Origin of the sequence: Acidisphaera sp. S103 (assembly GCF_009765975.1) — a bacterium.
Taxonomy (GTDB): domain Bacteria; phylum Pseudomonadota; class Alphaproteobacteria; order Acetobacterales; family Acetobacteraceae; genus Rhodopila.
The window spans coordinates 100,888-123,217 of record NZ_LMUJ01000054.1 but is presented as its reverse complement, the minus strand read 5'-3'; the positions used below and the strand labels follow the sequence as shown (position 1 = coordinate 123,217).

General features: G+C 63.4%; 19 protein-coding genes. 12 read left to right on the top strand and 7 right to left on the bottom strand.

Features of this window, described 5'->3' with window-relative positions; genetic code table 11:
- Positions 1-381 (top strand): hypothetical protein (locus GSQ89_RS38515; protein WP_216856214.1); only part of this gene is annotated, 381 nt, incomplete at its 5' end.
- A 49-nt stretch (positions 382-430) separates the two neighbouring features.
- Here GSQ89_RS38515 and GSQ89_RS16950 read toward each other — a convergent pair.
- Positions 431-2,377: an alkaline phosphatase family protein gene (locus GSQ89_RS16950; protein WP_158927296.1), complete on the bottom strand. Its 1,947-nt coding sequence runs from the start codon at positions 2,375-2,377 to the stop codon at positions 431-433.
- A 745-nt stretch (positions 2,378-3,122) separates the two neighbouring features.
- Here GSQ89_RS16950 and GSQ89_RS16945 point away from each other — a divergent pair.
- Positions 3,123-4,175, top strand: a complete 1,053-nt coding sequence (locus GSQ89_RS16945) for a hydroxyacid dehydrogenase (protein WP_158927294.1) — start codon at positions 3,123-3,125, stop codon at positions 4,173-4,175.
- A 108-nt stretch (positions 4,176-4,283) separates the two neighbouring features.
- On the top strand, positions 4,284-5,102 hold the full coding sequence (locus GSQ89_RS16940; protein ID WP_158927292.1) for a TIGR03619 family F420-dependent LLM class oxidoreductase: 819 nt from the start codon (positions 4,284-4,286) through the stop codon (positions 5,100-5,102).
- 29 nt (positions 5,103-5,131) lie between these two features.
- Here the strand turns inward: GSQ89_RS16940 and GSQ89_RS16935 are convergent, their stop codons facing one another.
- A complete protein-coding gene (locus tag GSQ89_RS16935) occupies positions 5,132-6,676 on the bottom strand; it encodes a hypothetical protein (RefSeq protein ID WP_158927290.1) in 1,545 nt (514 codons plus the stop codon).
- Between the two features lie 141 nt (positions 6,677-6,817).
- Between GSQ89_RS16935 and GSQ89_RS16930 the strand changes: the two genes are divergently transcribed.
- Together GSQ89_RS16930 and GSQ89_RS16925 are read left to right on the top strand one after the other, a co-directional pair.
- A complete protein-coding gene (locus tag GSQ89_RS16930; protein ID WP_158927288.1) occupies positions 6,818-8,416 on the top strand; it encodes a GMC family oxidoreductase in 1,599 nt (532 codons plus the stop codon).
- Positions 8,417-8,425: 9 nt separating this feature from the next.
- Entirely contained in the window at positions 8,426-8,866 is a 441-nt protein-coding gene (locus tag GSQ89_RS16925) for a hypothetical protein (protein ID WP_158927286.1), read from the top strand.
- An 85-nt stretch (positions 8,867-8,951) separates the two neighbouring features.
- On the opposite strand, the gene GSQ89_RS16920 is transcribed toward GSQ89_RS16925, so the two are convergent.
- Complete coding sequence (locus GSQ89_RS16920) at positions 8,952-9,836, bottom strand: mechanosensitive ion channel domain-containing protein (protein ID WP_158927284.1); 885 nt, start codon at positions 9,834-9,836, stop codon at positions 8,952-8,954.
- Between the two features lie 238 nt (positions 9,837-10,074).
- On the opposite strand from GSQ89_RS16920, the gene GSQ89_RS16915 reads away from it, so the two are divergent.
- Genes GSQ89_RS16915 through GSQ89_RS16900 form a run of 4 tightly spaced genes read left to right on the top strand, consistent with a single transcriptional unit; the run spans position 10,075 to position 14,439 of the window.
- On the top strand, positions 10,075-11,010 hold the full coding sequence (locus GSQ89_RS16915) for a carbohydrate ABC transporter permease (protein WP_158927282.1): 936 nt from the start codon (positions 10,075-10,077) through the stop codon (positions 11,008-11,010).
- The gene (locus GSQ89_RS16910) at positions 11,010-11,864 is read left to right on the top strand and encodes a carbohydrate ABC transporter permease (protein WP_158927280.1); all 855 of its coding nucleotides are present in this window, start codon (positions 11,010-11,012) and stop codon (positions 11,862-11,864) included. Before GSQ89_RS16915 ends, GSQ89_RS16910 begins: the two co-directional genes overlap by 1 nt.
- Positions 11,865-11,869: 5 nt before the next feature.
- Positions 11,870-13,162 (top strand): extracellular solute-binding protein, encoded by a 1,293-nt coding sequence (locus tag GSQ89_RS16905; protein ID WP_158927278.1) that lies wholly within the window; start codon positions 11,870-11,872, stop codon positions 13,160-13,162.
- Complete coding sequence (locus GSQ89_RS16900) at positions 13,159-14,439, top strand: extracellular solute-binding protein (protein ID WP_158927276.1); 1,281 nt, start codon at positions 13,159-13,161, stop codon at positions 14,437-14,439. Before GSQ89_RS16905 ends, GSQ89_RS16900 begins: the two co-directional genes overlap by 4 nt.
- Before the next feature lie 173 nt (positions 14,440-14,612).
- Here GSQ89_RS16900 and GSQ89_RS16895 read toward each other — a convergent pair whose 3' ends face one another.
- On the bottom strand, positions 14,613-15,524 hold the full coding sequence (locus tag GSQ89_RS16895; protein WP_158927274.1) for an alpha/beta fold hydrolase: 912 nt from the start codon (positions 15,522-15,524) through the stop codon (positions 14,613-14,615).
- Between the two features lie 121 nt (positions 15,525-15,645).
- Here GSQ89_RS16895 and GSQ89_RS16890 point away from each other — a divergent pair, with 121 nt between their 5' ends.
- On the top strand, positions 15,646-16,347 hold the full coding sequence (locus GSQ89_RS16890) for an FCD domain-containing protein (RefSeq protein ID WP_158927272.1): 702 nt from the start codon (positions 15,646-15,648) through the stop codon (positions 16,345-16,347).
- 94 nt (positions 16,348-16,441) lie between these two features.
- Positions 16,442-16,756, top strand: coding sequence for a YdhR family protein (locus tag GSQ89_RS16885; RefSeq protein WP_158927270.1), 315 nt, complete (start codon positions 16,442-16,444; stop codon positions 16,754-16,756).
- A 66-nt stretch (positions 16,757-16,822) separates the two neighbouring features.
- Here the strand turns inward: GSQ89_RS16885 and GSQ89_RS16880 are convergent, their stop codons facing one another.
- Positions 16,823-18,895, bottom strand: coding sequence for a hydantoinase/oxoprolinase family protein (locus tag GSQ89_RS16880; protein WP_158927268.1), 2,073 nt, complete (start codon positions 18,893-18,895; stop codon positions 16,823-16,825).
- Between the two features lie 81 nt (positions 18,896-18,976).
- On the opposite strand from GSQ89_RS16880, the gene GSQ89_RS16875 reads away from it, so the two are divergent.
- On the top strand, positions 18,977-20,212 hold the full coding sequence (locus GSQ89_RS16875; RefSeq protein ID WP_158927266.1) for an MFS transporter: 1,236 nt from the start codon (positions 18,977-18,979) through the stop codon (positions 20,210-20,212).
- Positions 20,213-20,225: 13 nt separating this feature from the next.
- Here the strand turns inward: GSQ89_RS16875 and GSQ89_RS16870 are convergent, their stop codons facing one another.
- Both GSQ89_RS16870 and GSQ89_RS16865 read right to left on the bottom strand, forming a co-directional pair.
- Positions 20,226-21,110, bottom strand: a complete 885-nt coding sequence (locus GSQ89_RS16870; RefSeq protein WP_158927705.1) for a helix-turn-helix transcriptional regulator — start codon at positions 21,108-21,110, stop codon at positions 20,226-20,228.
- A gap of 218 nt (positions 21,111-21,328) precedes the next feature.
- Positions 21,329-22,216, bottom strand: coding sequence for a 2-hydroxy-3-oxopropionate reductase (locus GSQ89_RS16865; RefSeq protein WP_158927264.1), 888 nt, complete (start codon positions 22,214-22,216; stop codon positions 21,329-21,331).
- Positions 22,217-22,330: the final 114 nt, after the last annotated feature.

Sequence of the window (22,330 nt, the reverse complement as noted above, 5' to 3'; positions counted from 1 at the left end):
TTTCCCGTGACCCGCCATAACGGCGGGAGCCTGACGGCGCTCGCCAGACGCTTCGACTATCCCGCCACAAGTCCTAAATGTCCGACAGCGCCCGCGCACGATCAGCAGGCAAGCCAGCGTCCCCGTCAACGAGATCAGCAGAGCAGCCCCAACCAGCCCCACCACACCTTGATGCAGCAGCACCTCGAGCGCCGGCAACCGCGGCGCCACGAAAACCGCCAGCAGCAAAAACAACAAGGCGGCGACCTGAACAGCCGCCACCTGAAGCAATGTACGCATGGCTCGACGCGCATCGGTAAACGCCGCCAGCGCCGTCAAATCGACCGACAGAGCATCCGCTTCGATTTTGTCCGCTGTCATCTCATCATTCGAATCGCGTGAAAGGAAACGGCCGGGGCGCGATCGCGCCCCGGCCGGCAGGCGTCGTCGGTTAATGCGAGTCGTGATCGTGATCGTGATCGTGGTCGTGGTCGTGGTCGTGGTCGTGACCGTGGTCCTTATGGAAATCGAACATGTCCATCAGGTCACCGATCGCCGGGCCGTTGACCGGCACGTACGGGTTCCGTTCATAGGAAACCGGGTCCGGCAGGTTGTCGCGGCCGGTGGACGAAACCGTCGGCAGGCTCCAGTTCCGCTCGATGAACTTCAGGAACGACACGTGGTCGGCATAGACATGCGACACATGACCGCCCTCGGAGTATTTCGAGATCATCAGCGCCGGAATACGCGTGCCGTCACCGAAGAAGTCCAGCGGCTGGATGTAGCCTGAGTCGTAGTATCCACCGCCTTCGTCCCAGGTGATCAGGATCGCGGTGTCATTCCACAGCTTCGGATTGGCCTTCACCTGGTTGATGATGTTGGCGCTGAAAGCCTCGAACAGGTCGAGCTTGGACGAAGCAGGGTGGCCGTCGAGCAGACCGTCCGGCTTGACGAACGAAACCGCCGGCAGCGTGCCGTTGGCGATGTCGGAAGCAAGATCCGGAACGTCCTTCAGGTGTTCGGCGCGCTGCGTCGCGCTGGTCATGATGGAGGTTTCATACAGGAACGGGTTGCAGATGTTGCAGTAGATACCACCCAGGTCGCTGTTCGGGTTCGCCACATAGGCGTTCCAGCCAGCACCGTAGTACTTCCATGAAATGTCGGCTTGATTCAGCGTATCGCCGATCGTGTGCACCTGGGACGGCGGGATGGTGAAGGTCGAGGTGTTGACCGTGCCGTCACCGAAATAGCCGGGGTTGTAGTTGTTCAGCAGGTAGTAAGCATGCGGCGCGCATTTCGACGCCGGATGGCTCGCCAGCGACTTCAGATACGATAGTACGGGGCCGACGCCAGGCTGCGAGGCATCGGAACAGTCGCTATACGAACCGCCCGAGTATCCGTCCTGCGTCCACCAGTTGTTGGTGCCTTTCTGGGCGTTCGGATTCTCGACCTCGTTGGCCGGCGGCGTGGCAGGTTTGCCCTGGTCGTCGGCATAGAAGATGGCGAGGCCGGTGCCCAGCGCGATGTGGTTGGCGCCGGTGCCACCTTCGATCGACTGATGGAAGTTGTCGCTGATGGTGTATTCATCCGCCAGGCTCTTCAGCGTCGGGGCATCACCCTTCGCCATATTGTAGAAGCCCATCGAGGCGGAGCCTTCGCCGGTGGTCTGGTCGTTGAAGCCGGCGGCTTGCGGGCTGCCGTTGCTGCCCGTGCCGATGGAGGTCTCGACCCACGGGAACAGATCGTTCCGGCAGCCGGAGGGATTGTCGGACGTCGCATCGGACACCGAACAATCGGTCTGCTGCCACATCTGATAGAAGCGATGCACCGGGCTGGCCGTGTAGGCGTCATACGGCATATGCGGGCCGGTCAACTGGTACGGACCGCTGGGCAGCGTCGTCGCATCGGCGACACGGGTATCCACCGCGTCGGACGCCAGGCCCGTGGCCCCCGTCGTCAGCAGTTTGTAGCTGGCGGCCGGCAGGCCGTCCTGGATCTGCGCTTCGGTGGCGGTGACGGCCGCGACAGTCGCGAACGGGGGCGGGTTCGTGTCGGACGCCGCGCTTGGCGCGCCGTCGGTCATCGCCGGCGGCAGATGCGCATAGGGCGTCTTGCCGGACGGAGACTGACTGTACGTCCCGGTATCCGTCGCGGAATACTGCAGTGCCTCTTTATAGTTCGGGCCCGGCTTTCCGTCGGCGGTGATGATGCCCTTGGAGAGCAGGTTTGCGATCCGTTCACCCGATTTCGGCTGGTACGTCGCGAAGACATGGTCGAACGTACGGTTTTCGCCGATGATCACGATGATGTGCTTGATCGGTGTTACCGTGCGGTCGCTGCGGTCTTGCGACTGCTGCGCGAAGGCCGGCAAAACCGGTCCCGCAATGAAAGACAACATCGTGGCCGTTGCGATCGCCGTTCGAAACGGTCGCCGGGCATGTGCCCATGATAGTATTGTCAAGGTGATTCTCCAGAAGATTGCGAGACCGGAACAGCGCCCTAACGTCTTCAACCGATAGAGCGGTCCGCTTTCTGCTTCGATTTCTCTTCGCAGTCTCTATCACTGGCGTGAAGCTTTGATGAAACCAGTGCAATACTGCGTTGTATATTACGAAACGCGACGATAGTTCCGAACGGAAATATTTTGTATTGGCCATGGTCAGTGGCAGTGACTGCAGGGCTGGCCGTGACCGTGGAACATAGGCTGCGATTCCGGCACCATTGGATACGGATGATACGTACCTATTAGGTATAGGTACGACAGCATAAACGTAACGACTATGATGAGTCCGACAGCCACTTGGCTTCGGCCTGGCCGCGGTCCGGACCGCAATGAGGTGAGCAGTGCCCGCATCGGGGCGAACTAATTCCGGGCTGGATTGATGTGCCAGTGACAATTTGACGACATACCCTGTGGAAAAACCCGAAGACTGCAACACGTCTGTCACTTGCTTTCACGCATGGTTTCGCACAGCGCGACCCGAAGGCCGTCCACTCTGCCACCGCGACGATCACACCTGTGTGGATGTTGATGTCCGTGCTGCTGGGCGTCCTCACCCAGCGCCAGGTGCCGCTTGTCGTGACAATGCCAGGCTGAGTGGTAGTGTGAGATCGTTTTCGCGAGGATGGAGGAGGGAACGATCATGGCACCGAACACCAAGCGCGTGTTCTACGTGAAATATTTGCCGTCGGCGGTGTATTCGACAGTATTGGCGAAACGGCCGGATGTGCAGTTGGACAAGTTGGAGAATGACAGTCCGGATGCGCAGGTCGTGCCGGTCCTGACCCAGGCCCATGTGTATCAGATTGGCGCCTCACGCCAGATCATTGCGCCCCATTTCCAGGTCAACGCGGCATTGCTTGCCCGCACGCCGAACCTGATCGCGGCCTCGTCGAACGGGGCCGGATACGACACGATCGATGTCGATGCCTGCACCGAGGCCGGCGTCGTTGTCGTCAATCAATCGGGTGGCAACAAGGAGGCAGTCGCCGAACACGCCCTGGCGATGATGCTGACGTTGTCCAAGCGCATCGTTGAAGCCGATCGCCAGGCTCGGACGGGCCAGGCAATTGACCGCAACGCCTATATCGGCCGGGAACTGAGCGGCCGCACTGTCGGCGTGCTGGGTATCGGCAATGTCGGCGGCCGCCTGGCAGCGATGTGCCGCGCGGCTTTCAACATGCGGGTATTGGCCTACGATCCCTTCCTGACGGCCGAACAGGTCAAGGCCCGCGGCGCCGAGAAGGTTGAACTGGATGAATTGCTGGCGCAGTCCGACTATGTCTCGGTGCATTGTCCGCTCTCGAAACAAAATCGCAGGATGATGAGCACGGCACAATTCGCGCGCATGAAACCGGAGGCCTATTTCATCACCACGGCGCGTGGCTTCATCCACGATGAGGAGGCGTTGGCGCAGGCGCTGCGTCAAAAGCAGATCGCCGGCGCCGGTCTGGATGTCTGGGAGGACGAGCCACCCCCGCATGATCATCCGCTGATGGCGTTCGACAACGTGATTGTCAGTCCGCATGTCGCCGGTTCCACGATCGAGGCGCGGGAGAACATGGGGCGGATCGCCGCCGAACAGGCGTTGGAGATCCTGGATGGGAAAAAGCCGCCGCGGTTGATCAACCCCGAAGTCTGGCCAGCCTATCGGCAACGATTCGAGCGGATCATGGGGTTCGTGCCGGAAGCCTGACTCACGCGACGGTCCTGTCCCGATGGGGCCAAGTCGATTATGGATATCTGAACACGTTCCGACACCGGCCCATATGATGCGGCTACCAACAGCGAAGGAATTATGGCGATGAAATACGGCATTCATTTGCCCCACGCGGGTGACCAGGCGACACCGGCATTGATCCGCCGCCACGCCGAGCGTGCCGAGGATTTGGGCCTCGAGGATGTCTGGGTCAGCGAGCATATCATTGTGCCTCGGGATAAATTCCCCCGCTCGCCCTTGTTCTTTGATCCGGTGCTGTCGCTCACCTGGGCGGCCGCGGTGACGAAGCGTGTGAAGCTGGGAACCACCGTTCTGGTGTTGCCGATGCGGCATCCGCTGCCTTTGGCCAAGGAACTTGCCACGCTGCATAATTTCTCCGAGGGGCGGCTGATCATGGGTGCCGGCTCCGGCTGGTTGAAGGAAGAGTTCGCCGCCCTGGGCGTGCCGTTCGAGGAGCGCGGCCGACGGTTGGACGAAGGGATCGCGATGATGCGGGCGGTCTGGTCGGAGGACCCGGTGACGTTCAAAAGCCGCTATATCCCGGCTGTGATCGAGGGGATGACAATGACCCCGATGCCGGTCAGTCCGATCCCGCTGTGGTTCGGTGGCAGCGCCGAACCCGCGCTAAAACGGACGATCCGCATCGGCGACGGCTGGCACGGCAGCAGCCTCACCGCCGACCAGGCCGCCCCCATCATCAAACGCCTCCGTGACGCTCGGCCTGGGCCCGACTTCACCATATCGATGCGCGTGCAGTGGGATGGCACCGATCGCGGCGTGTTGCGCGCGCTGGTGGATAGCTACGCGGCGATTGGGGTACAGCACCTGCTGATCGCACCCCAGGACCGGAACGTGGACGATTGGGAGAAGGTGACGGAGGGGGTCGGGGCGCTGGTCGCGTAGCGGCCCCGTAACGGAGTGGATCGGCCGGGCTAGTTGTTGATCCACTCCCGCGTAAACCGCGCGTAGCACTCACGATCTCCCGGCATCTTGGGCCACCCCGCCAGCAGCCTGACGCTGGCCAGCAGCAGCCGGTCGCGCAGATGCGTCGTGTTGTGCTGGTACTCCTCGAACGTCGAGTGGCTGATCTTCTGGTTATGCGGATCGTCCTGGAATTTGCAGGCCGTCACGGCAATCGTTTCCAGCAGCCGGGTGCGGTCAGCACCCGATTGCAGATACGCATTGGCAACAGCGGTCGAGCGGCCGATGTCGAACGCCATGATCGCCTCGTCCTGGTCGTGCAATAGTTTAGTGTCGCTATGCCCCGCCAGGTCGAAGCCGGCGAACTCCTGTTCGATCAGGGAACTGAACAGTTTGTTGGCCCGAGCGGCATCGTTCACGAAACTGGCCATGAGATAGAGAATGCGCGCCTGGTAGGGATTGTCGCTGCCGCGCATCCAGTAATTCGCGGTGTTGCAGTAATCGAACGGATGCTGGCCTTCCGTGAACTTGCGCGGCACCGTGGTCCGCAGGATCAACTCGGCGGCCCCGATCTGGATGGTATCCGCCAGGCTGCGGATCGACACGCCCGCCCGCAGATGCGCGGTGACGGTATCCCAGACGGTCTGCCCGTCCGCTTCCATCAACAGCCGCACCAGATCCTCGACCTCGGCCGGAGACAGTTTCCCGGTATTGGTCTGCTTCAGGCTCTTGCCGGCATCCGGAAACGCCTCCGTAACCACAACGCAGGCCGCATCATACAGCGAGTAATACAGCGGCCCGACCGCCATATCCGGAACGCCGGTATAGAACACCCCATGCGAGCGTTCCCAGCCAATGAAGTCGGCCAAATCGACGACCGCCCTGGCACGCAATGCCTTGTGGCCGGTGTTGCGCGCCTTGCGCCCCATCGTGGTGTCCTGCAGATCGATCAGGCCCAGGAACAGCAGTTGATCGCGCAGCTTCGGCCGTATCGCCTCATCCGCCGCCAATCCGAGGAACAGGCCGTATGACCGCCGGACATCGCCGCTCATGGTCGCGATCATATGCGCGTGGAGACGTTCCTCGACCGAACCGGACTCGATGATCGGCGCCTGTTCTTCGTTCCATACCACCGGGCCGTGATCCGGCAGGGGAACGTTCATGCCCTTCATCATGGCATAACGGCCGGGATATTTCCCCAGCAACTGGTTCCAGATATCCAGCCCCGCGGGCACGTACCAGACACTTTGCAGCAATGGCAGCAAACGGTGCGATTCCGGCAGATAAGGCGTCAACACGGTGGAGGTCCGCAGCCCCAGGATCGTGTGGTCGTTGTTGATCAGTGTGATCTGGCCGTCTCGCACGTTGATGTGGTTCGGCACCTGCACGAACGGCGCTTCCGCCGCCGTCACGACACTCAGCGCGTCGCCAACCGAGCGGTCTTCGCGGCGAACCATGCGAAAGAACAAATCGGCGGTACGGGACTGATCATGCTGAAGGATCGCGTCCGTGAACTGATCGACGAACTTGTCCTTGCAGATAGCTTCCCGGCTCATCAGCATAGTCACGCCCTCCGTTTTTCTCGCTTCCCGCGATGTCCCAAGCAGCCTAACGCCGCCAGGCCGAAGCCGTCAAAGTTGGCAGTCCCGCCCGGGTCGTGGCTAACTTCGATCCGTAAGAGTCGGGGGGGTCCAGCAATGCTCGAACGGGTTGATGTCGTCATTATCGGCGCGGGTGCCTCGGGGGGTGCCGTGGCCTGGAGCCTTGCCGAAACGAAAATGCGAATCGTCTGTCTGGAACAGGGAGATTGGACGAAACCCACCGACTACCCCAGCAACGGCCGCGACTGGGAAGCGCGCCAATTGGCTGAATTCAACTACAGCCCCAATCGTCGCGCCAGGGAGACGGACTACCCGATCAATGAGGATGACTCGGCGATCCGGGTCGCCAACTTCAACGGCGTCGGCGGCGGCACCATCCTTTACGCCGGGCACTACCCACGCTTTCACCCCTCCGATTTCCGCGTCCGCTCCCTCGATGGCGTCGCCGACGACTGGCCGATCGACTACGAGACGCTGGCGCCCTACTACGCCGAAAACGACCGCATGACCGGCGTGTCCGGCCTCGCAGGCGACCCAGCCTATCCCCCCAAGCAACCGATGATGCCGCCGCTGCCGCTGGGGAAATCCGGTGCTACCCTGGCCCGAGGCCTGAACCGCCTAGGCTGGCATTGGTGGCCCTCCGACAGCGCCATCGCCTCAACCGACTACGAAGGCCGCGCCGGCTGCATTAACCTAGGCCACTGCACCGGCGGCTGCGCCCAAGGCGCCAAAGCCAGTTCCGACATCACATATTGGCCGGCGGCCATCAGGGCAGGCGTGGAACTGCGAACCCGCTGCCGGGTGCGCGAAATCACCACAAATGAACACGGCATGGCCTCCGGCGTGGTGTATTACGACGCTGCGGGGGTCGAGCAGTTCCAACCCGCCGAAGTCGTCATCCTCGCCTGCAACGGCATCGGCACACCCCGCATCCTGCTGAACTCCAAATCCACCCGGTTCCCAAACGGCATCGCCAATTCCAGCGGCCTGGTCGGCAAAAACCTCATGTTCCACCCCTACGCTCGGATATACGGCTACTTCGATGAAGTAACGGATGGATACCGAGGCCCGGGAAACTGCATCTGGAGCCAGCAATTCTACGAAACCGACCCCTCGCGCGGCTTCGTTCGCGGCTACACCTACGAATTTGCGAGAGGGCAGGGGCCCGTGCAGGCCGCGATCCAAGGCATGGGAACAGGACGCATACCCTGGGGCGAAGCCCATCACGACGCCTACCGCAAGCTGTTCTGCCATCGCACCGGCATGGTCGGCATCTGCGAAGACCTGCCCGAGGAACACAACCGGGTAACCCTCGACCCCATCCTGAAGGACAGCAACGGCATTCCGGCGCCCAAGATCACCTACACGCTCAGCGAAAACAGCCGCCGCATGCTGGATCACGCCATCGCTCGCGGCACCGAGATCCTGAAAGCCGCCGGCGCCCACGACATCGGCTCCGATCCACTCATACTGGACGGCGGCTGGCACCTGATGGGAACCGCGCGCATGGGCAAGGACCCGGAACGGTCCGTCGTCAACGAATGGGGCCGCAGCCACGACGTGAAGAACCTGTTCATCGTCGACGGCAGCCTGTTCGTGACCTCCGCCGGCGTGAACCCCACCTGCACGATCCAGGCCCTGGCGCTTTACGTAGCCGACAACATGAAAAAGCGTCTGGCCACATTGTTCGATTGAGGCGATCCCATGCAAAACCTGACGGATGACGAGACCCGGTCGTTGCGCTGCGTGGCCGGCATGATGATTCCCGCCAGCGCCGCGCATGCCGTGCCGGGCGCTGACGATGACACGATTTTCGCCGATATCGTTGCCGGCATCGGCCGTGACATGGCGCACGTGAAACAGGCCCTGCACCGTCTGGACCATCTGGCCGGCGACACCTTCGCCGACCGCGATCTGGCCACACGTCTGACCGACATCGGAACGTTCCAGAAAGACGGTGGTGTGGAACTGGCGGCCCTGAACCGGATCGTCGTGCAATGCTACTACCGCGACGACCGTGTGATGCGCTCCCTCGGCATGGACGTCAGGCCACCCTTCCCGAAAGGGTTCGAGGTCGAGCAAGGCGACTGGTCGCTGCTCGACCCGGTACGAGCGCGTCCGGCATTCTACCGCCGTACGCCATGACCACCGCATTGGCGCTGGAGGCATTCGTCCGGTAGCCTTGCGCGTGGTGGCGGCGGCGGCGTGACCTGGAAACGCAGCTTGTGTATCAGACCCGTTCCATGGTTCGGTTACTGGCGGAACTATCCTGAACGCCGGACGATACGTTGCCAACGCGCGGTTTCTCCATCTGCTCATCGATCGCGCGCAGGATGTCATTCTTGATCACGCCGGCGGTATCGCCCTCAGGCGCAAAACTGATGACGATTTGAATGCCATTGTCGGTACCGCCGCGGTCGAGCAAGGCGTTGGGGGCCGGAGTCGCCAGTACTTTCGGTGTCGCCGTCACGATATCCTTGATGCGGGCACAAGCCTCGTCCAGCCCCCAGCCGGTGGGAACCGGAACGTGGAGCTGCGCGGTGGGAGCGGGCGCCTGGTAAGTGGTGAAGTTCTTGATCGGCTGACCCCAGACACCGCCGTTCGGAATAATGATTTGCGTATTGGCGTCGGTAACGATCTCTGTCCAAAACAAAGACAGGTTGCGGACCGTGCCCGTATTACCGCCGACCGTAACGGAATGGCCAATGCGGAACGGACGGAAGATCAGCAGCATGACGCCCGCCGCGAGATTCGAAAGCGTGCCTTGCAGCGCAAGACCGATCGCCAGGGATGCCGCGCCGATAACCGCAACCAGACTGGTGGTCTGGATGCCAAACTGCGACAACACCGCCAGCAGCGTAACGGTAAGGACAAAATACCGCGCGATCGAGCTGAAAAAGCCGCGCAACATTTCGTCGATGTGGCTGGATCTCTGCAAAGCGCGCCCAACCAGATAATCCGCGCGCCCGGCGATCCAAAAGCCGATAATGAGAATGACAACGGCGCCGATCACGTGCAGCGCATTGTCCAGCACAAAGGGAACAATGAGCGCGGGGTCGGCGGCAAGGTGACTGATGCTTAGGGCCGAGGTCGCTGGCGGAGGTGTGGTCGCCATGAATTCTTCTCCGTTCTAGGACACACAGCCCGCGACATCGGAGACGAATGCTGGATTTCAACCCGTTCACATCGTTTGTGCGAGGGACTCGCCGCCGCGCGCCTGATGACCAATACGTGATACCGCGCCGTGGAACCCAGAATGACCCTCCGTCATGCCGAGGCCGCAGTTGGCGTTCCCCCACAACCCAGTCTAACCTTCCACCAACTGCCTGACAGCCAACGGAGCGGCCAGGACGATGGGAGGAACCACTCAGGTCGCCGCGCGCGGCAGCCTCGCCCACCCCGCCTCCACCAGGGGCCGGCGGCGCGCGACCTGGTTCGACCGTCATTTCGCCCGCATCGCCGTCCTGCCCACCACCCTGCTGATGCTGGTGGTATTCGGCATCCCCCTGCTGTTCTCCGCCTGGCTGTCGCTGGAAGGATGGTCGCCCGATCAAACCCTGTTCGGCGGCACCTTCGCCGGCCTGGCGAATTACCAGGACCTGGTGACCGACCCCGAATTCACCGGCAGCCTCATCCTCACACTGGAATACACCGCCGGGGTCGTGGCCGCCGAACTGGCCGTCGGCCTGGGCATCGCGTTGCTGCTGAATATCGATCTGCCCTGGATCGGCCTGTTCCGCACCCTGCTGATCGTGCCGATGATGATCACGCCCGTGGTAGCCGCATTCTGCTGGAAACTGCTGCTCGACCCCGACCACGGCGTCATCAACTTCTTCATCCAGCAGCACATCGTCTGGCTCGGGCGTCCCGACACGGCGCTGCTGTCCGTCGCCGTGGTGAATGTCTGGCAGAACGCCCCCTATGTCGCCATCCTGCTACTGGCCGGCCTGCGATCCCTGCCCCACGAACCCGTCGAGGCCGCGCAGATCGATGGCGCCAGCCGCTTGCAGATGTTCCGCCACATCACCCTGCCGCTGCTGCGCCCCTACCTGATGGTCGCCCTTCTGCTGCGGATGATTTTCGAGTTCCGCTCCTTCGACAACGTCTATGTCATGACCAGCGGCGGGCCAGCCGACGCCACCATGGTGCTGTCGATGTACACCTACCTGGCGTCGTTCGTGCGCTTCGATCTCAGCCTGGGGTCGGCGGCATCGTGGATGATGCTGCTGATCTCGTTCGTCATGTGCGGCTGCTTCATCGCGCTGGTCCGTCGGCGGGACGCCACCTGATGGCAAGGCTCAGTCCAGTCGGCTCCCGCCGCCGCCGCAAGGCCGAGGCCATCGCCGTCTACGCCGCGCTGATCGGCCTGACGGTGGCGTTCCTGTTCCCGCTGGTGTGGATCGTCGGCCTGTCGTTCAAGACCCGCCTACAGGTGTTCGCCTCGCCGCCGCTGTTCCTGTGGTGGCCGACGTTCGAGAACTATGCCGCCACCCTGTCCAGGGCCGACTTCGGCCAAGCATTCGTGAACAGCCTGCTGGTCTCGGCGGGGGCGGTCTCGCTGTCGCTGATCGTGGGCGTGCCCGCCGCCTATGCGCTGGCCCGCTTCAGCTTCAGGGGACGGAATTTCCTGTTCTTCGCCCTGCTGTCGATGCGGATGCTGCCGCCGATCGCCGTGCTGGTGCCGATGTATGTGCTGTTCAGCGCGTTCGGGCTGACCACGACACGGACCTCGGTCGTGCTGGCCTATACGACATTCAGCCTGCCGCTGGTGGTCTGGATCATGCGGGGATTCTTCGAGGACCTGCCTCGGGAATTGGAGGAATCCGCTTGGGTGGATGGGGCCTCGCGCTTGCAGGCCTTCGTCCATGTCGTGCTGCCGCTGATCAAGCCAGGCCTGGTGGCGGCCTGTATCCTGTGCCTGCAACTGGCCTGGAACGATTTCCTGTTCGCCGCCGTGCTGACCAACAACGCGACGCGGACGCTGCCGGTGCTGATGGCGGCGTTCTCCGGCGGCGATACCGGCGTGGATTGGGGCGGCATGACCGCCTCCGGCGTGCTGGTGATCCTGCCGGTGATCTTGTTCTCGTTCGCAGCGCAACGCCATCTGGTTGCCGGGCTGTCGTCCGGCGCGGTCAAGGGGTGACAACAATGACAAGTCTGAACAGACGCCAGCTGCTCGCCACCTCCGCCGCCGCGACGCTGCCGCTACCCGCCCTCGCCCAGAGCAAACCCGACAAGCTGGTCTATGTCGGCGACAACGGCCCCTGGCACTGGGTGATGGTGGAGGAAGTCGCCCCGGCGTTCGAGAAAGCCACCGGCATCAAGATCGACTTCACCCTGCTGCCCGTCGACCCGTGGGAGGCTCGGCTGAAGGCCGAACTGAGTTCGGGGTCGAGCGGGATCGACATCGTGCAATGGTCGGTCGGCATGGCCGGCTGGGTCAGCCCGCACATGGCGGATCATGAGGCCGTGGCGAAGGAGATCATGGCCAAGGACCCGAACTGGGGCTGGGACGACTTCCTGGGCGGCGCCAAGCGAGCGGCCACTTACGACGGCCACATGGCCGGCATCCCGTACCGGATCACCACCGGCATCATGCACTATCAGAAGGCGCTGCTGGAGCAGGCCGGCATCACCAAAATGCCCGAAACCTTCGCCGAACTGGAAAAAGCCGCCATCGCGACCAACAAGCCCCCCGAACGTTACGGCTTCGGCCTGTCCGGGCGGCAGGGTTCGGCGATCCTGACCGCGTTCTTCCCCTGGCTGTATTCCTGCGGCGGCGGCCTGCTGGATTTCAAGACCGGCGAGATTCTGATCAACAAGCCGGAGGCCGTGGCCGCCCTGGATTTCTGGGCCGGGCTGGTTCTGAAGGACAAGGTGGTGCCGCCCGATGCCACGACCTGGGAGTATGATGAGATCGTTGCCGCCGGCCAGAACGACCGTTACGCGATGGCCGAAACCTTCGCGCCGTACGGCACTCTGATCAACGACCCGAAACTCTCGAAGACCGGCGGCAAATGGGAATGGGCCACGGTGCCGGGGCACACCGACAAAAGCCAAAGCCGCACCTGGGTCGACGGGCATTTCCTGGGGATTCCGAAATATACCAAGAACAAGGACTGGTCGCTGGCCTTCATCCAGATGGCATGCAGCCACGACTGGATGCGCCGGTCGATGTTCCGCGGCAACGCACCACCCCGCGGATCGGTGTTGCGTGACCCTGAAATGGTGGAAAAAATCGGCTGGCCGCCGGTCGCCGCGGCGGCGATCGAGACCGGCTTCCCCACCCCCGCGCAACCCGTGTTCAGCACGCTGCAATTGTCGCTGCGCAGCGGGTTGTCGCAGGCGATCCTGGGCCAAAAGACCCCGAAGGAGGCATTGGACGAAGTGGCAACCAACTGGCAACGCGGGCTGCGGCGTGCAGGGATGCGCGCAGGATGAGGCGCCGGGGTTTTCTCGCTGGCGGCGCCGCTTTGGCGATGCCAGCGGTGGCCCGAGCGGGGACGAAGCCGGAGAAACTGGTGTTCGTCGGCGACAACGGGCCGTGGCACTGGTGCCTGACCGAGGAAGTCGCACCGGCGTTCCAGAAGGAAACCGGGATCAAGGTCGATTTCACCCTGCTGCCGATCGACGCGCTGAGTGCCAGGTTGAAGGCGGAGTTGAACAGCGGGTCGCCCGACATCGACATCATCCAGTGGACGGCGACATTCGCCGGCTGGCTGGCCCCGCACATGGCGGACCACACCAAGCTGCTGGCCGATAGCGCGGCGAAGCACCCCGATTTCGATTGGGATGATTTCCTGCCCGCGGTGCGCGACATGGCCAGCTACCAGGGCAAGCTGCTGGGCATCCCCTATCGCGTCACCACCAGCATCCTGAACTACCAGAAGCAGTTGCTGGCCGATGCCGGGTTCTCCACCCCGCCGGACAGTTGGGACAAGTTCCTCGCCGCCGCCCAGGCCACGACGAAGCCGCCGCGCTATGGGCTGGGCATCTGGGGGCGCCAGGGACCGGCGATGGTGGGCGGCTTCACACCGTTCCTGTATGGCAATGGCGGGCGCTATTTCGATCCCAAGACATATGCGATCGAAATCAACGGCCCAAACGCCGTCGAGGCGCTGCAATTCTACGGCGACCTGATGAACCGCTACAAAGTCATCGTGCCCGACGCCATCACCTGGGAATTCGATGAAATCGTCGCCGGTGGCCAGCGTGACCGCTATGCGATGACCATCACGCTGGCGCCCTATGGCACGCTGATCAACGATCCGAAGCAGTCGCAGACCGCCGGGCACTGGGCCTGGGCGATGGCACCCGGCCGGCACTCGGCGGCGGACAGCCGGGTGTCGCTGGGCGGCTGGACGTTCGGCGTGCCGGCGGCCGGGAAGAACACCGAATGGGCGTTCGAGTTCATCCAGTTCGCCACCAGCAAGCAATGGCTGCGCCGGTCGATCGAGCGCGGCAACGCCCCCCCACGCACCTCCGTCCTGACCGACCCGTCGGTGCTGGACCGGTTCGGCTGGGCGCCGGTGATGGCCGAATCACTCAAAACCGCTCGGCTTGAACCGCGGGAGCCGTTCTGGCCGTCGCTGGAATTACAGCTGCGCAGCGGGATCTCGGCGGTGCTGCTGGGCCAGAAGACGGCGAAGGCGGCGCTGGACGGGGTGGCCGAGGACTGGCAGCGGAGCCTGCGGCGGGCTGGGATCAAAGCGGGATGAATTTGACAGTGAAATCCGCCTCATCCCTTGGTCCTGACGGGTCGAGGCCCGACCCGTTCAAGCTCCGGTATCTCAGCGAGAGCATGATCGCGCTGGGCGGAACGTCCAAAGCGCGTGAATCATGCGATCAAACAAAACGCTCAAGCGGGCGTCTGTGCGCCGGCCGGTGAACACTATCGGGCGGCGGCGCGTGGGGGAGCCGCCTGGGTTCGGAAAAAGCTGCTGAGTTCATCATAAGTCTCGTCCGGGCACTCCTCCTGCAGGTAGTGGCCGGAAGGGACCGTGGCGCCGCGCACAATGTTGGTGGCGTAGTCGGACCAGACCTCCAGCGCCTTGTGGTTCCGGCCGACGCCGCCGGTCGCCCCCCACAAAATCAACGCAGGGGTGTCGACCTTGCGCCCGGCGTTGAAGTCCGCCGTGTCCATGTCGAGATCGACGCCGAACGTGGCTCGGTAATCCTCACACATGGCATGCACGACCTCGGGGTCCCTGATGCAGCGGATGTAGTCAGCCAGTGCCGCCGGATCGAAGAACGCCGTGCCCTGCGCTGTCTTGGACAATTTGCGCCGGATGAAAAACGCGGGATCGGCGCTTATCATGGTTTCAGGCATGGGATAGGGCTGGATCATGAAGAACCAGTGCCAACTGAAGGTGCCCCACTGGCGGGTGACGTTATTCAGCAGGTGGTGCTGCGGCAGCATGTCCATGAAGGCCGCACTGCGCACCGTATCGGGGTGGTCGAGGCACATGCGATGCAGCACGCGGGCGCCGCGATCGTGTCCGGCCGCATGGAAACTGTCGAAACCGAGCGTGCGCATGACCTCAACCTGATCGAGCGCCATGGCGCGGAAGGAGTAACCGCTGTGGTCGTCCCCTCCCGGGGGTTTGGAACTCTCGCCATAGCCGCGCAGGTCGGTGCAGACGACGGTGAAGTCCTTGGCCAACCGCGGAGCAACCAGATGCCACGTCAGGTGGTTGAACGGATTGCCATGCATCAGCAGCAAAGGTGGCCCCTCACCGCCATAGACGGTGACGATCTCGGCGCCACTGGTCTGGATGCGCCGCTTCTTGAAGCCACTGAACATGTCGTTGCTCCCGCCGGGTGTTGAGGCGACTAAGGGCAGGTGGGTCTGGGACTGTCAATCGTAAATCGTCGGCGATTTACGATTTGCATCGACGACAAGCCCGCGCTTCAATGCCGACGACATGACAGCCACCGAAACCGCCACTGACGCCCCGCCCCATCCCGCCGCCGCGGCGTTGCGGGAACGCCGAGACGTGTCACTCACGATCCTGGTCCGCCGCGAGATCGAGCGCTCGATCGAAACGGGCGAGCTGAAGGCGGGGGATTGGATCAATGAGGCGTTGCTGGCATCGCGGCTGGGCGTCAGCCGGGGACCCGTGCGGGAAGCCTGTCGCGGATTGGAGCAGTCGGGACTGGTGAAGGTCGTCGTCAACCGCGGCGCGTTCGTCCGCGAGATCGGCGCCCAGGATGCCCGTCATCTCTATGAACTCCGAGCGGCATTGTTCGGGTTTGCCGGGTTCCAGTTGGCCCCGATCGTCACGGACGACCAGATCGCGGCGCTACGGGCCTTGCACGACGCGATGGAGACGGCCTCGGCCGACACGGATCTGGACACCTATTACGGCATCAATCTTAAATTTCACGCCACCCTGCTGGCTTTCACCGGAAACGATCGGCTTGCCGCCGCATATAGTGGCTTCGTTCGCGAACTCCATCTGTTTCGCCGCCGAGCCCTGGTGTCGCCTGGCCGTATGACGGCGTCTAACGCCGAACATGCCAGGATAATCGACGCACTCGCCGCCCACGACCCTGACCTCGCTCGATCACGCATGGAAGCCCACGTTCTGGACGCTCGGGATCGCGTCGTGCCCCCAACCACGTAACATCGCCTTGGTCGCCCGATTAACCCGATATCGAAACGATAACCAGCATTCACGCACCACGCCCAACAGCGCGATCGATTGAGGAGACATCCCCATGATTACCGCCATCGTCCTGTACGACCTGCCGGACACAATCGGCCTGGAGGAATGCCGCGCGCATTTCGCCAAAATCGCCCCCGATTTTCTTCGTGTCCCAGGCTTCATCCGCAAACAGTTCATCTGCCGGCGTGACGGCAAAATCGCCGGTGGCGCCTACATGTGGCAGACTCAGGAGGCCGCCGAGGCGTTCTATTCCGGGCCATGGGTTGAAGGCATTCGCGCACGATACGGCTGCGAGCCGCGGATCGACTACTACGAGACTGTTGCGATTGCAGACAATGTTGCCGGCACGGCCGGGGCCGTGGATTGACCACGGAATATTCGATACTGAAACCTGCCTCAAAACCCGGGGATCACACCGTGCGCCGGCGCGGTGTCAGTCACGGGTCAGGCGGATATAGCCAAGCGCATCGATCCGGCCAGTCCAGCCGGGGGGCACCACCGTGGTGGAATCCAGCGCCTCGATGATCGCCGGCCCGGTGATCGCGGTTCCCGGCACCAAACCATTGCGCCAATGCACGTCGGCCGGCCGGAACCCGGTCGCGGCAAACCACACCTCCCGGCTCCGTACCCGAGCGCTCGCCGGATCGGACGTCTGAGCCAGCTTCAGGTCGGGTAGCCGGCCAATGGCCGTCAGGCGCAGGTTGACCAGTTGCACGGCTTCCTGCCGATTGGCGTGGCCGTAGGTCTGTTCGTGCTTTGTATGAAACGAGGCCGCCAACCGGTCCAGCATGGGCCGCGTGACCGGTCCGTCCTCCACCGGCAACGTCAGTTCATAGGCCTGACGCCGGTAGCGCACGTCGGCGAACCGCGGCAGCGCCTGGCGCCCCACCGGAACCCGGGCGGCCTGCAGCATGGCCGAACCGGCGGCCTCCATCGCCGCGAAGGCACCGGTGATCCGATCCGGATCGACCTGGGCCAGATCGGCATATAGCGTGCGCGCGTAATCGCGTTTCAGATCGGTCGCGACCAGTCCCAATGCCGAGAACGCCCCGGGTGCCGGCGGAACGATCACCTCCGGTATCGCCAGTTCCTCCGCCAGCGCCACCGCATGCACCGGGCCGGCGCCGCCGAAAGCGATCAGGCTGAATTCGCGCGGATCATGGCCGCGCTCCACCGAGACGATACGCAGCGCCTGCGCCATGTTGCTGTTGACGACTTCCACGATCCGGGCGGCGGCATCGCGCACGGACAATCCGAATGGCCCCGCGATGTCGCGTGCGATGGCCTGTTCGGCCGCCGCCAGGTCGATCGGCAATTCGCCCCCCAGCAGAGCGCCTCGGTCCAGCCATCCCAGGATCACGTCGGCGTCTGTCACCGTCGGGCGCGTGCCACCCTGGCCATAGGCCGCCGGTCCGGGATCGGCGCCGGCACTGGCGGGCCCCACCTTCAGCGCGCCACCGGGATCGATCCAGGCGATCGAACCGCCACCGGCACTGACCTCCGCCAGGTCGATGACCGGGACGCGGATCGGATGTCCCGTCCCATGCATCCAGCGCTTGGTGTTGGCGGCGCCGCCGACCTCGTACTCCGCGGTAACCGCGACCTCGTGCCCGACGATCACGCTGGCCTTGGCGGTCGTGCCGCCCATGTCGAAGGAAATGAGGTTGGGGCGGTCCAATTGCCGCCCGGCCAGGGCCGCTGCGATCACCCCGGCGGCGGGCCCTGATTCCACCGCCATCGCCGGCATGCGCAGGCCCTCGGCGATGTCGAACACGCCGCCGGATGATCCCATCACGTGCAGGGCCGGCAAGCCCAGCACCGATGTGGCCTTCGACAGGCGATCCAGATAGCCGGCGAGAAGCGGCCCCACATAGGCGCAGACGGCGGTCGTTGACGCCCGCTCGAACTCCCGGATCTCCGGCAGGACCTCGCACGACAGGAACACGCCGACCTCAGGCAGGGCCGCCCGCAGCGCGGCGCCGACCGCCCGTTCGTGGCTGTCATTCAGAAACGAGAACAGGAAGGACACCGCCACCGTTTGCAGTTCGGCTGCTCGTATTGCCTCGATCAACGCAGGAATTTCGTCCATGGCCAGGGGCGTGACGACCTCACCCTGGGCATCGATCCGTTCCGTGATTTCCCACCGGTACCGCCGAGGCACCAGCACACTCGGTCCATCCTGGAACAGATCATAGAGATCGGGGCGGGAGGACCGGCGCAGTTCCAGCAAATCCCGGAACCCGCGGGTGGCGACGAAGCCGCATCTGGCGCCCTTGTGCTCCAGCAGCGCGTTGGTCACCACCGTCGTCGCATGCGACAGCAAGGCCACGTCGGCGGGGTCGATCGCGTTTTCGGCGAGGCCGCGGGTGATGCCCTCGATCACGCCCTGGCCGAAATCGCGCGGCGTGGTCAGGACCTTGGCGATCCCGATACGGCCGCTGTCTTCCTCCACCATCGCCACATCGGTGAATGTGCCGCCAATATCGATGCCGATACGCCAAGCCATACGCCGATCCCCTCCGCCGGTTGACACATCGTGTCCCACCGGCAGGCTTGAGGGCAACCGTCGGGTCCCGCAAGATGACCCATGCATTCCAATCCAGCCGTCAATCGGTCCATGTGGTTCTTCGCCATCGTCTATGCGGTGGAAGGGATCGGCCAGGCCAGCTCCGGCATCATGTGGCAGCCGCTGTCGTTCTGGCTGAAGCAGACGATGCACTGGGACCCGGTGATGGTCAGCACGTCAGTCGCGATCTTTGACATACCGTGGGTCATCAAGCCGCTGTGGGGCGCGATATCGGATTTCGTGCCGCTGTTCGGCTATCGCCGACGCCCTTACCTGGTACTGGCGAACATCGCCGCGATCCTGGCCTTTGCCTGGGTCGGGACATTGGATACCGCGACAACGGTGATTCCGGCGCTGACCGTCACCGCGTTCGCGATGGCGATTTCCAGTACACTGTGCGGTGCGCTGCTGGTGGAAACCGGCCAGGCGAACAACACCAGCGCCACTTTTGTGAACCAGCAATGGCTCTGGTTCAATATCGCACAGATGATCGCCACGCTGGTCGCCGGCTACCTGATCGAGGTCCTGTCACCTGTGGCTGCCCTGCATGCCGCGGCCGGGATCGCCGCCATCTGTCCGCTCGCCATCATCGGCGGTGTCTGGCTGATCGGGGAACAACGCGCGCGTATCGACCTGGAGGCACTGCGTGAACGCCTGGGGGCACTGGTCAGCGCGTTCCGCAGCCGCGACCTATGGTTCGTGGCGGCGTTCCTGTTCCTGTATTATTTCAGCCCCGGATTTGGCACGCCGCTGTATTTCCAGATGACCGACCGGCTGCATTTCTCCCAGGGCTTCATCGGCCTGTTGTCGTCGATCGGCGCCGCCGGCTGGATCATCGGCGGCTTGCTGTTCCGCTGGCGGATCCACCGCCTGGGCCGCAAAGCGCTGCTGCAACTCAGCATCCTGGGCGGTGTACTGAGCACCTTGTCCTACCTGCTGCTCAGTTCCGAGACATCGGCCGTGATCATTTCGCTGGCGGGCGGCCTGACCAGCATGATCGCGATGGTTGCCACCATGACCCTGGCCGTCGAATCCTGCCCGAAAGGCGCCGAGGGCTTCGCGTTCGCCGCCATGATGTCGATCGTCAACTTGACTGGCCCGTTGGCGAACACGATCGGGTCGGCGCTCTACGAGCACGTCTTCAACGAGCAACTGACGCCGCTGATCATCGTGTCGGCGGCGGCGACAGGACTGGTGTTCTTCCTGATCCCGCTGATGGTGTTCCGAAAGGGCGGAACGACAGTGCCGGCGGTCTGATGCCGGCTGAGCGCTACGAAACCGGTGACGCCACGTTCAGCAACTGACGCAACCGGGCGGCACCTGACGGCCCCTTGATCGCTTCCCGCCAGCTTGCCTCGGCAACACGCTGATGCGCGGCGATCGCCTCGTCCGCGCCGGTGATCATCGCCACCCCCGTCTGCGCACCGGGATGCGTATCCGTACGGAACGGGTTGATTGCAAGGCTGACCCGGTCCCGGGCCCGCAGGATCTTGAACGACGAACTCGGCGGCGAGCCAGCCAACAGGCCGAACTGCAAGCCCATCGGTTCGGTTTCCATCAGGTTTGCGATGTTCTCGACCTCCGACACCGCCACATCGCGGCAAATCCGCCGCACGCGATCGGAGACGTGCGATCCGCTGACGATCCCCACGTCGATCAGCCGCTGCACCGCCGGCAACGACACCATCGCGATGATGCTCGGCCGCCGCATCGCATACATGCGTTTCCTGGCGGCCAGGATACCCAGCACCTGCTCGGCCATGCTCCGCATCGCCATGCGTTCGGCTCCCGCCTGGTCGGCGGTTTCCTCGAACGCCTCGGACAGCGCGTTGTCAAAGGCGTCGGACGTCGTCAGATAGCAAATCGGCCCCGCCAGTTGGAGAACCTGGTCGGCAGTTTCCTCGATCTGCCGCACCCGCTCAAAATAGCCGATCGGGCGATTGTAGTACTCAACGCCGATCCCCAACAGCGACAGCGGAGATATCTTCAGCAGCTCCGCCAGCCGTTTGATCGTGTCGAGCTTGATGACCTCGCCCTTCTCGTATCGATAAAGCGCTGCGCGGGAGACGCCAAGGCGCGCGGCAATCTCCTCGGCACGCAGGCCTGATTCGAGACGATAGGCCCGGAGTTGCTGTCCGATTTCAGTGAAACGCATCGACATGGAGTGTTCGCCCCTACGCAACTTATGCGCGTAACTAACTGAAAGACCACCACTTCTCCGGAAACCGAAGTCGGCACCACCCCGAAAATCACGCTCTCGTGGGTGGTTTGCCGTCTCAGAATCGGCGTGATAGCTACAGTTTATGGCGAATGCGCTCTAAAACTCAACCCCCCTTCATGTCATGCGACTCGTTCCGTTTCACAGAACCGTGATCACTTCTTCTCGCGGATGCTGTGCGCCGCCATGCCTTCGATCGCCAGGATCAGCGCCGAATGGTCCAGTTCCGCCCCGCCATGGGCGATGCAGGACGAGAACATCTGCTGCGCCACGGCGGTGTTGGGCAGCGACAGGCTGAGCGCCTTGGCCGAGGACAGCGCCAGGTTCAGGTCCTTCTGGTGCAGCTTGATCTTGAAGCCGGGGTTGAATGTACCGTTCAGCATGCGTTCGGCGTGCACCTCCAGGATGCGGGACGACGCGAAGCCGCCCATCAGCGCCTGCCGCACCTTGGCCGGGTCGGCGCCCGCCTTGGAGGCGAACACCAGGGCTTCCGACACCGCCTGGATGTTCAGCGCGACGATGATCTGGTTGGCCACCTTGCAAACCTGGCCGGCGCCGGGTTCGGACCCGACATGGGTGATGTTCTTGCCCATAAGGTCGAACAGCGGCTTCGCTCGGGCGAACGCGGCGTCCGGACCGCCAACCATGATGGTCAGCGTCGCGGCCTTGGCGCCAACCTCGCCACCCGAGACGGGGGCGTCCAGGTAGTCGCAGCCCTTTTCGTTGACGCGTTTGGCATAGTCCTTGGTCTCGATCGGGCTGATCGAGGACATGTCGATCACCAGGCTGCCCTTCTGCAGCCCCTCGGCGGCGCCATCCTTGCCGAACAACACCGCTTCGACGTCGGGCGTGTCCGGGACCATCAGGATGACGACTTCGGCCGCCGCGGCGACGTCCCTTGGAGTCGCGACCACTTTGGCGGCGGCGCGGATTTCCGCGGTCAGGCTGGACCGTTCGGGGACGATAAGATCGTGGCCCGCGGCCTTCAGATTCAGCGCCATGGGGCGGCCCATGATGCCCAGGCCGATAAATCCGATTTTCATGTCGTTTGCTCCTTCAGTTGTGCTCGTCCCGTCATGGCCGGGCGTGTCCCGGCCACCGCCGCACCAGCCGACGAAGCGCGGATGGCCGGGACGCACCCGGCCATGACGGTGAGA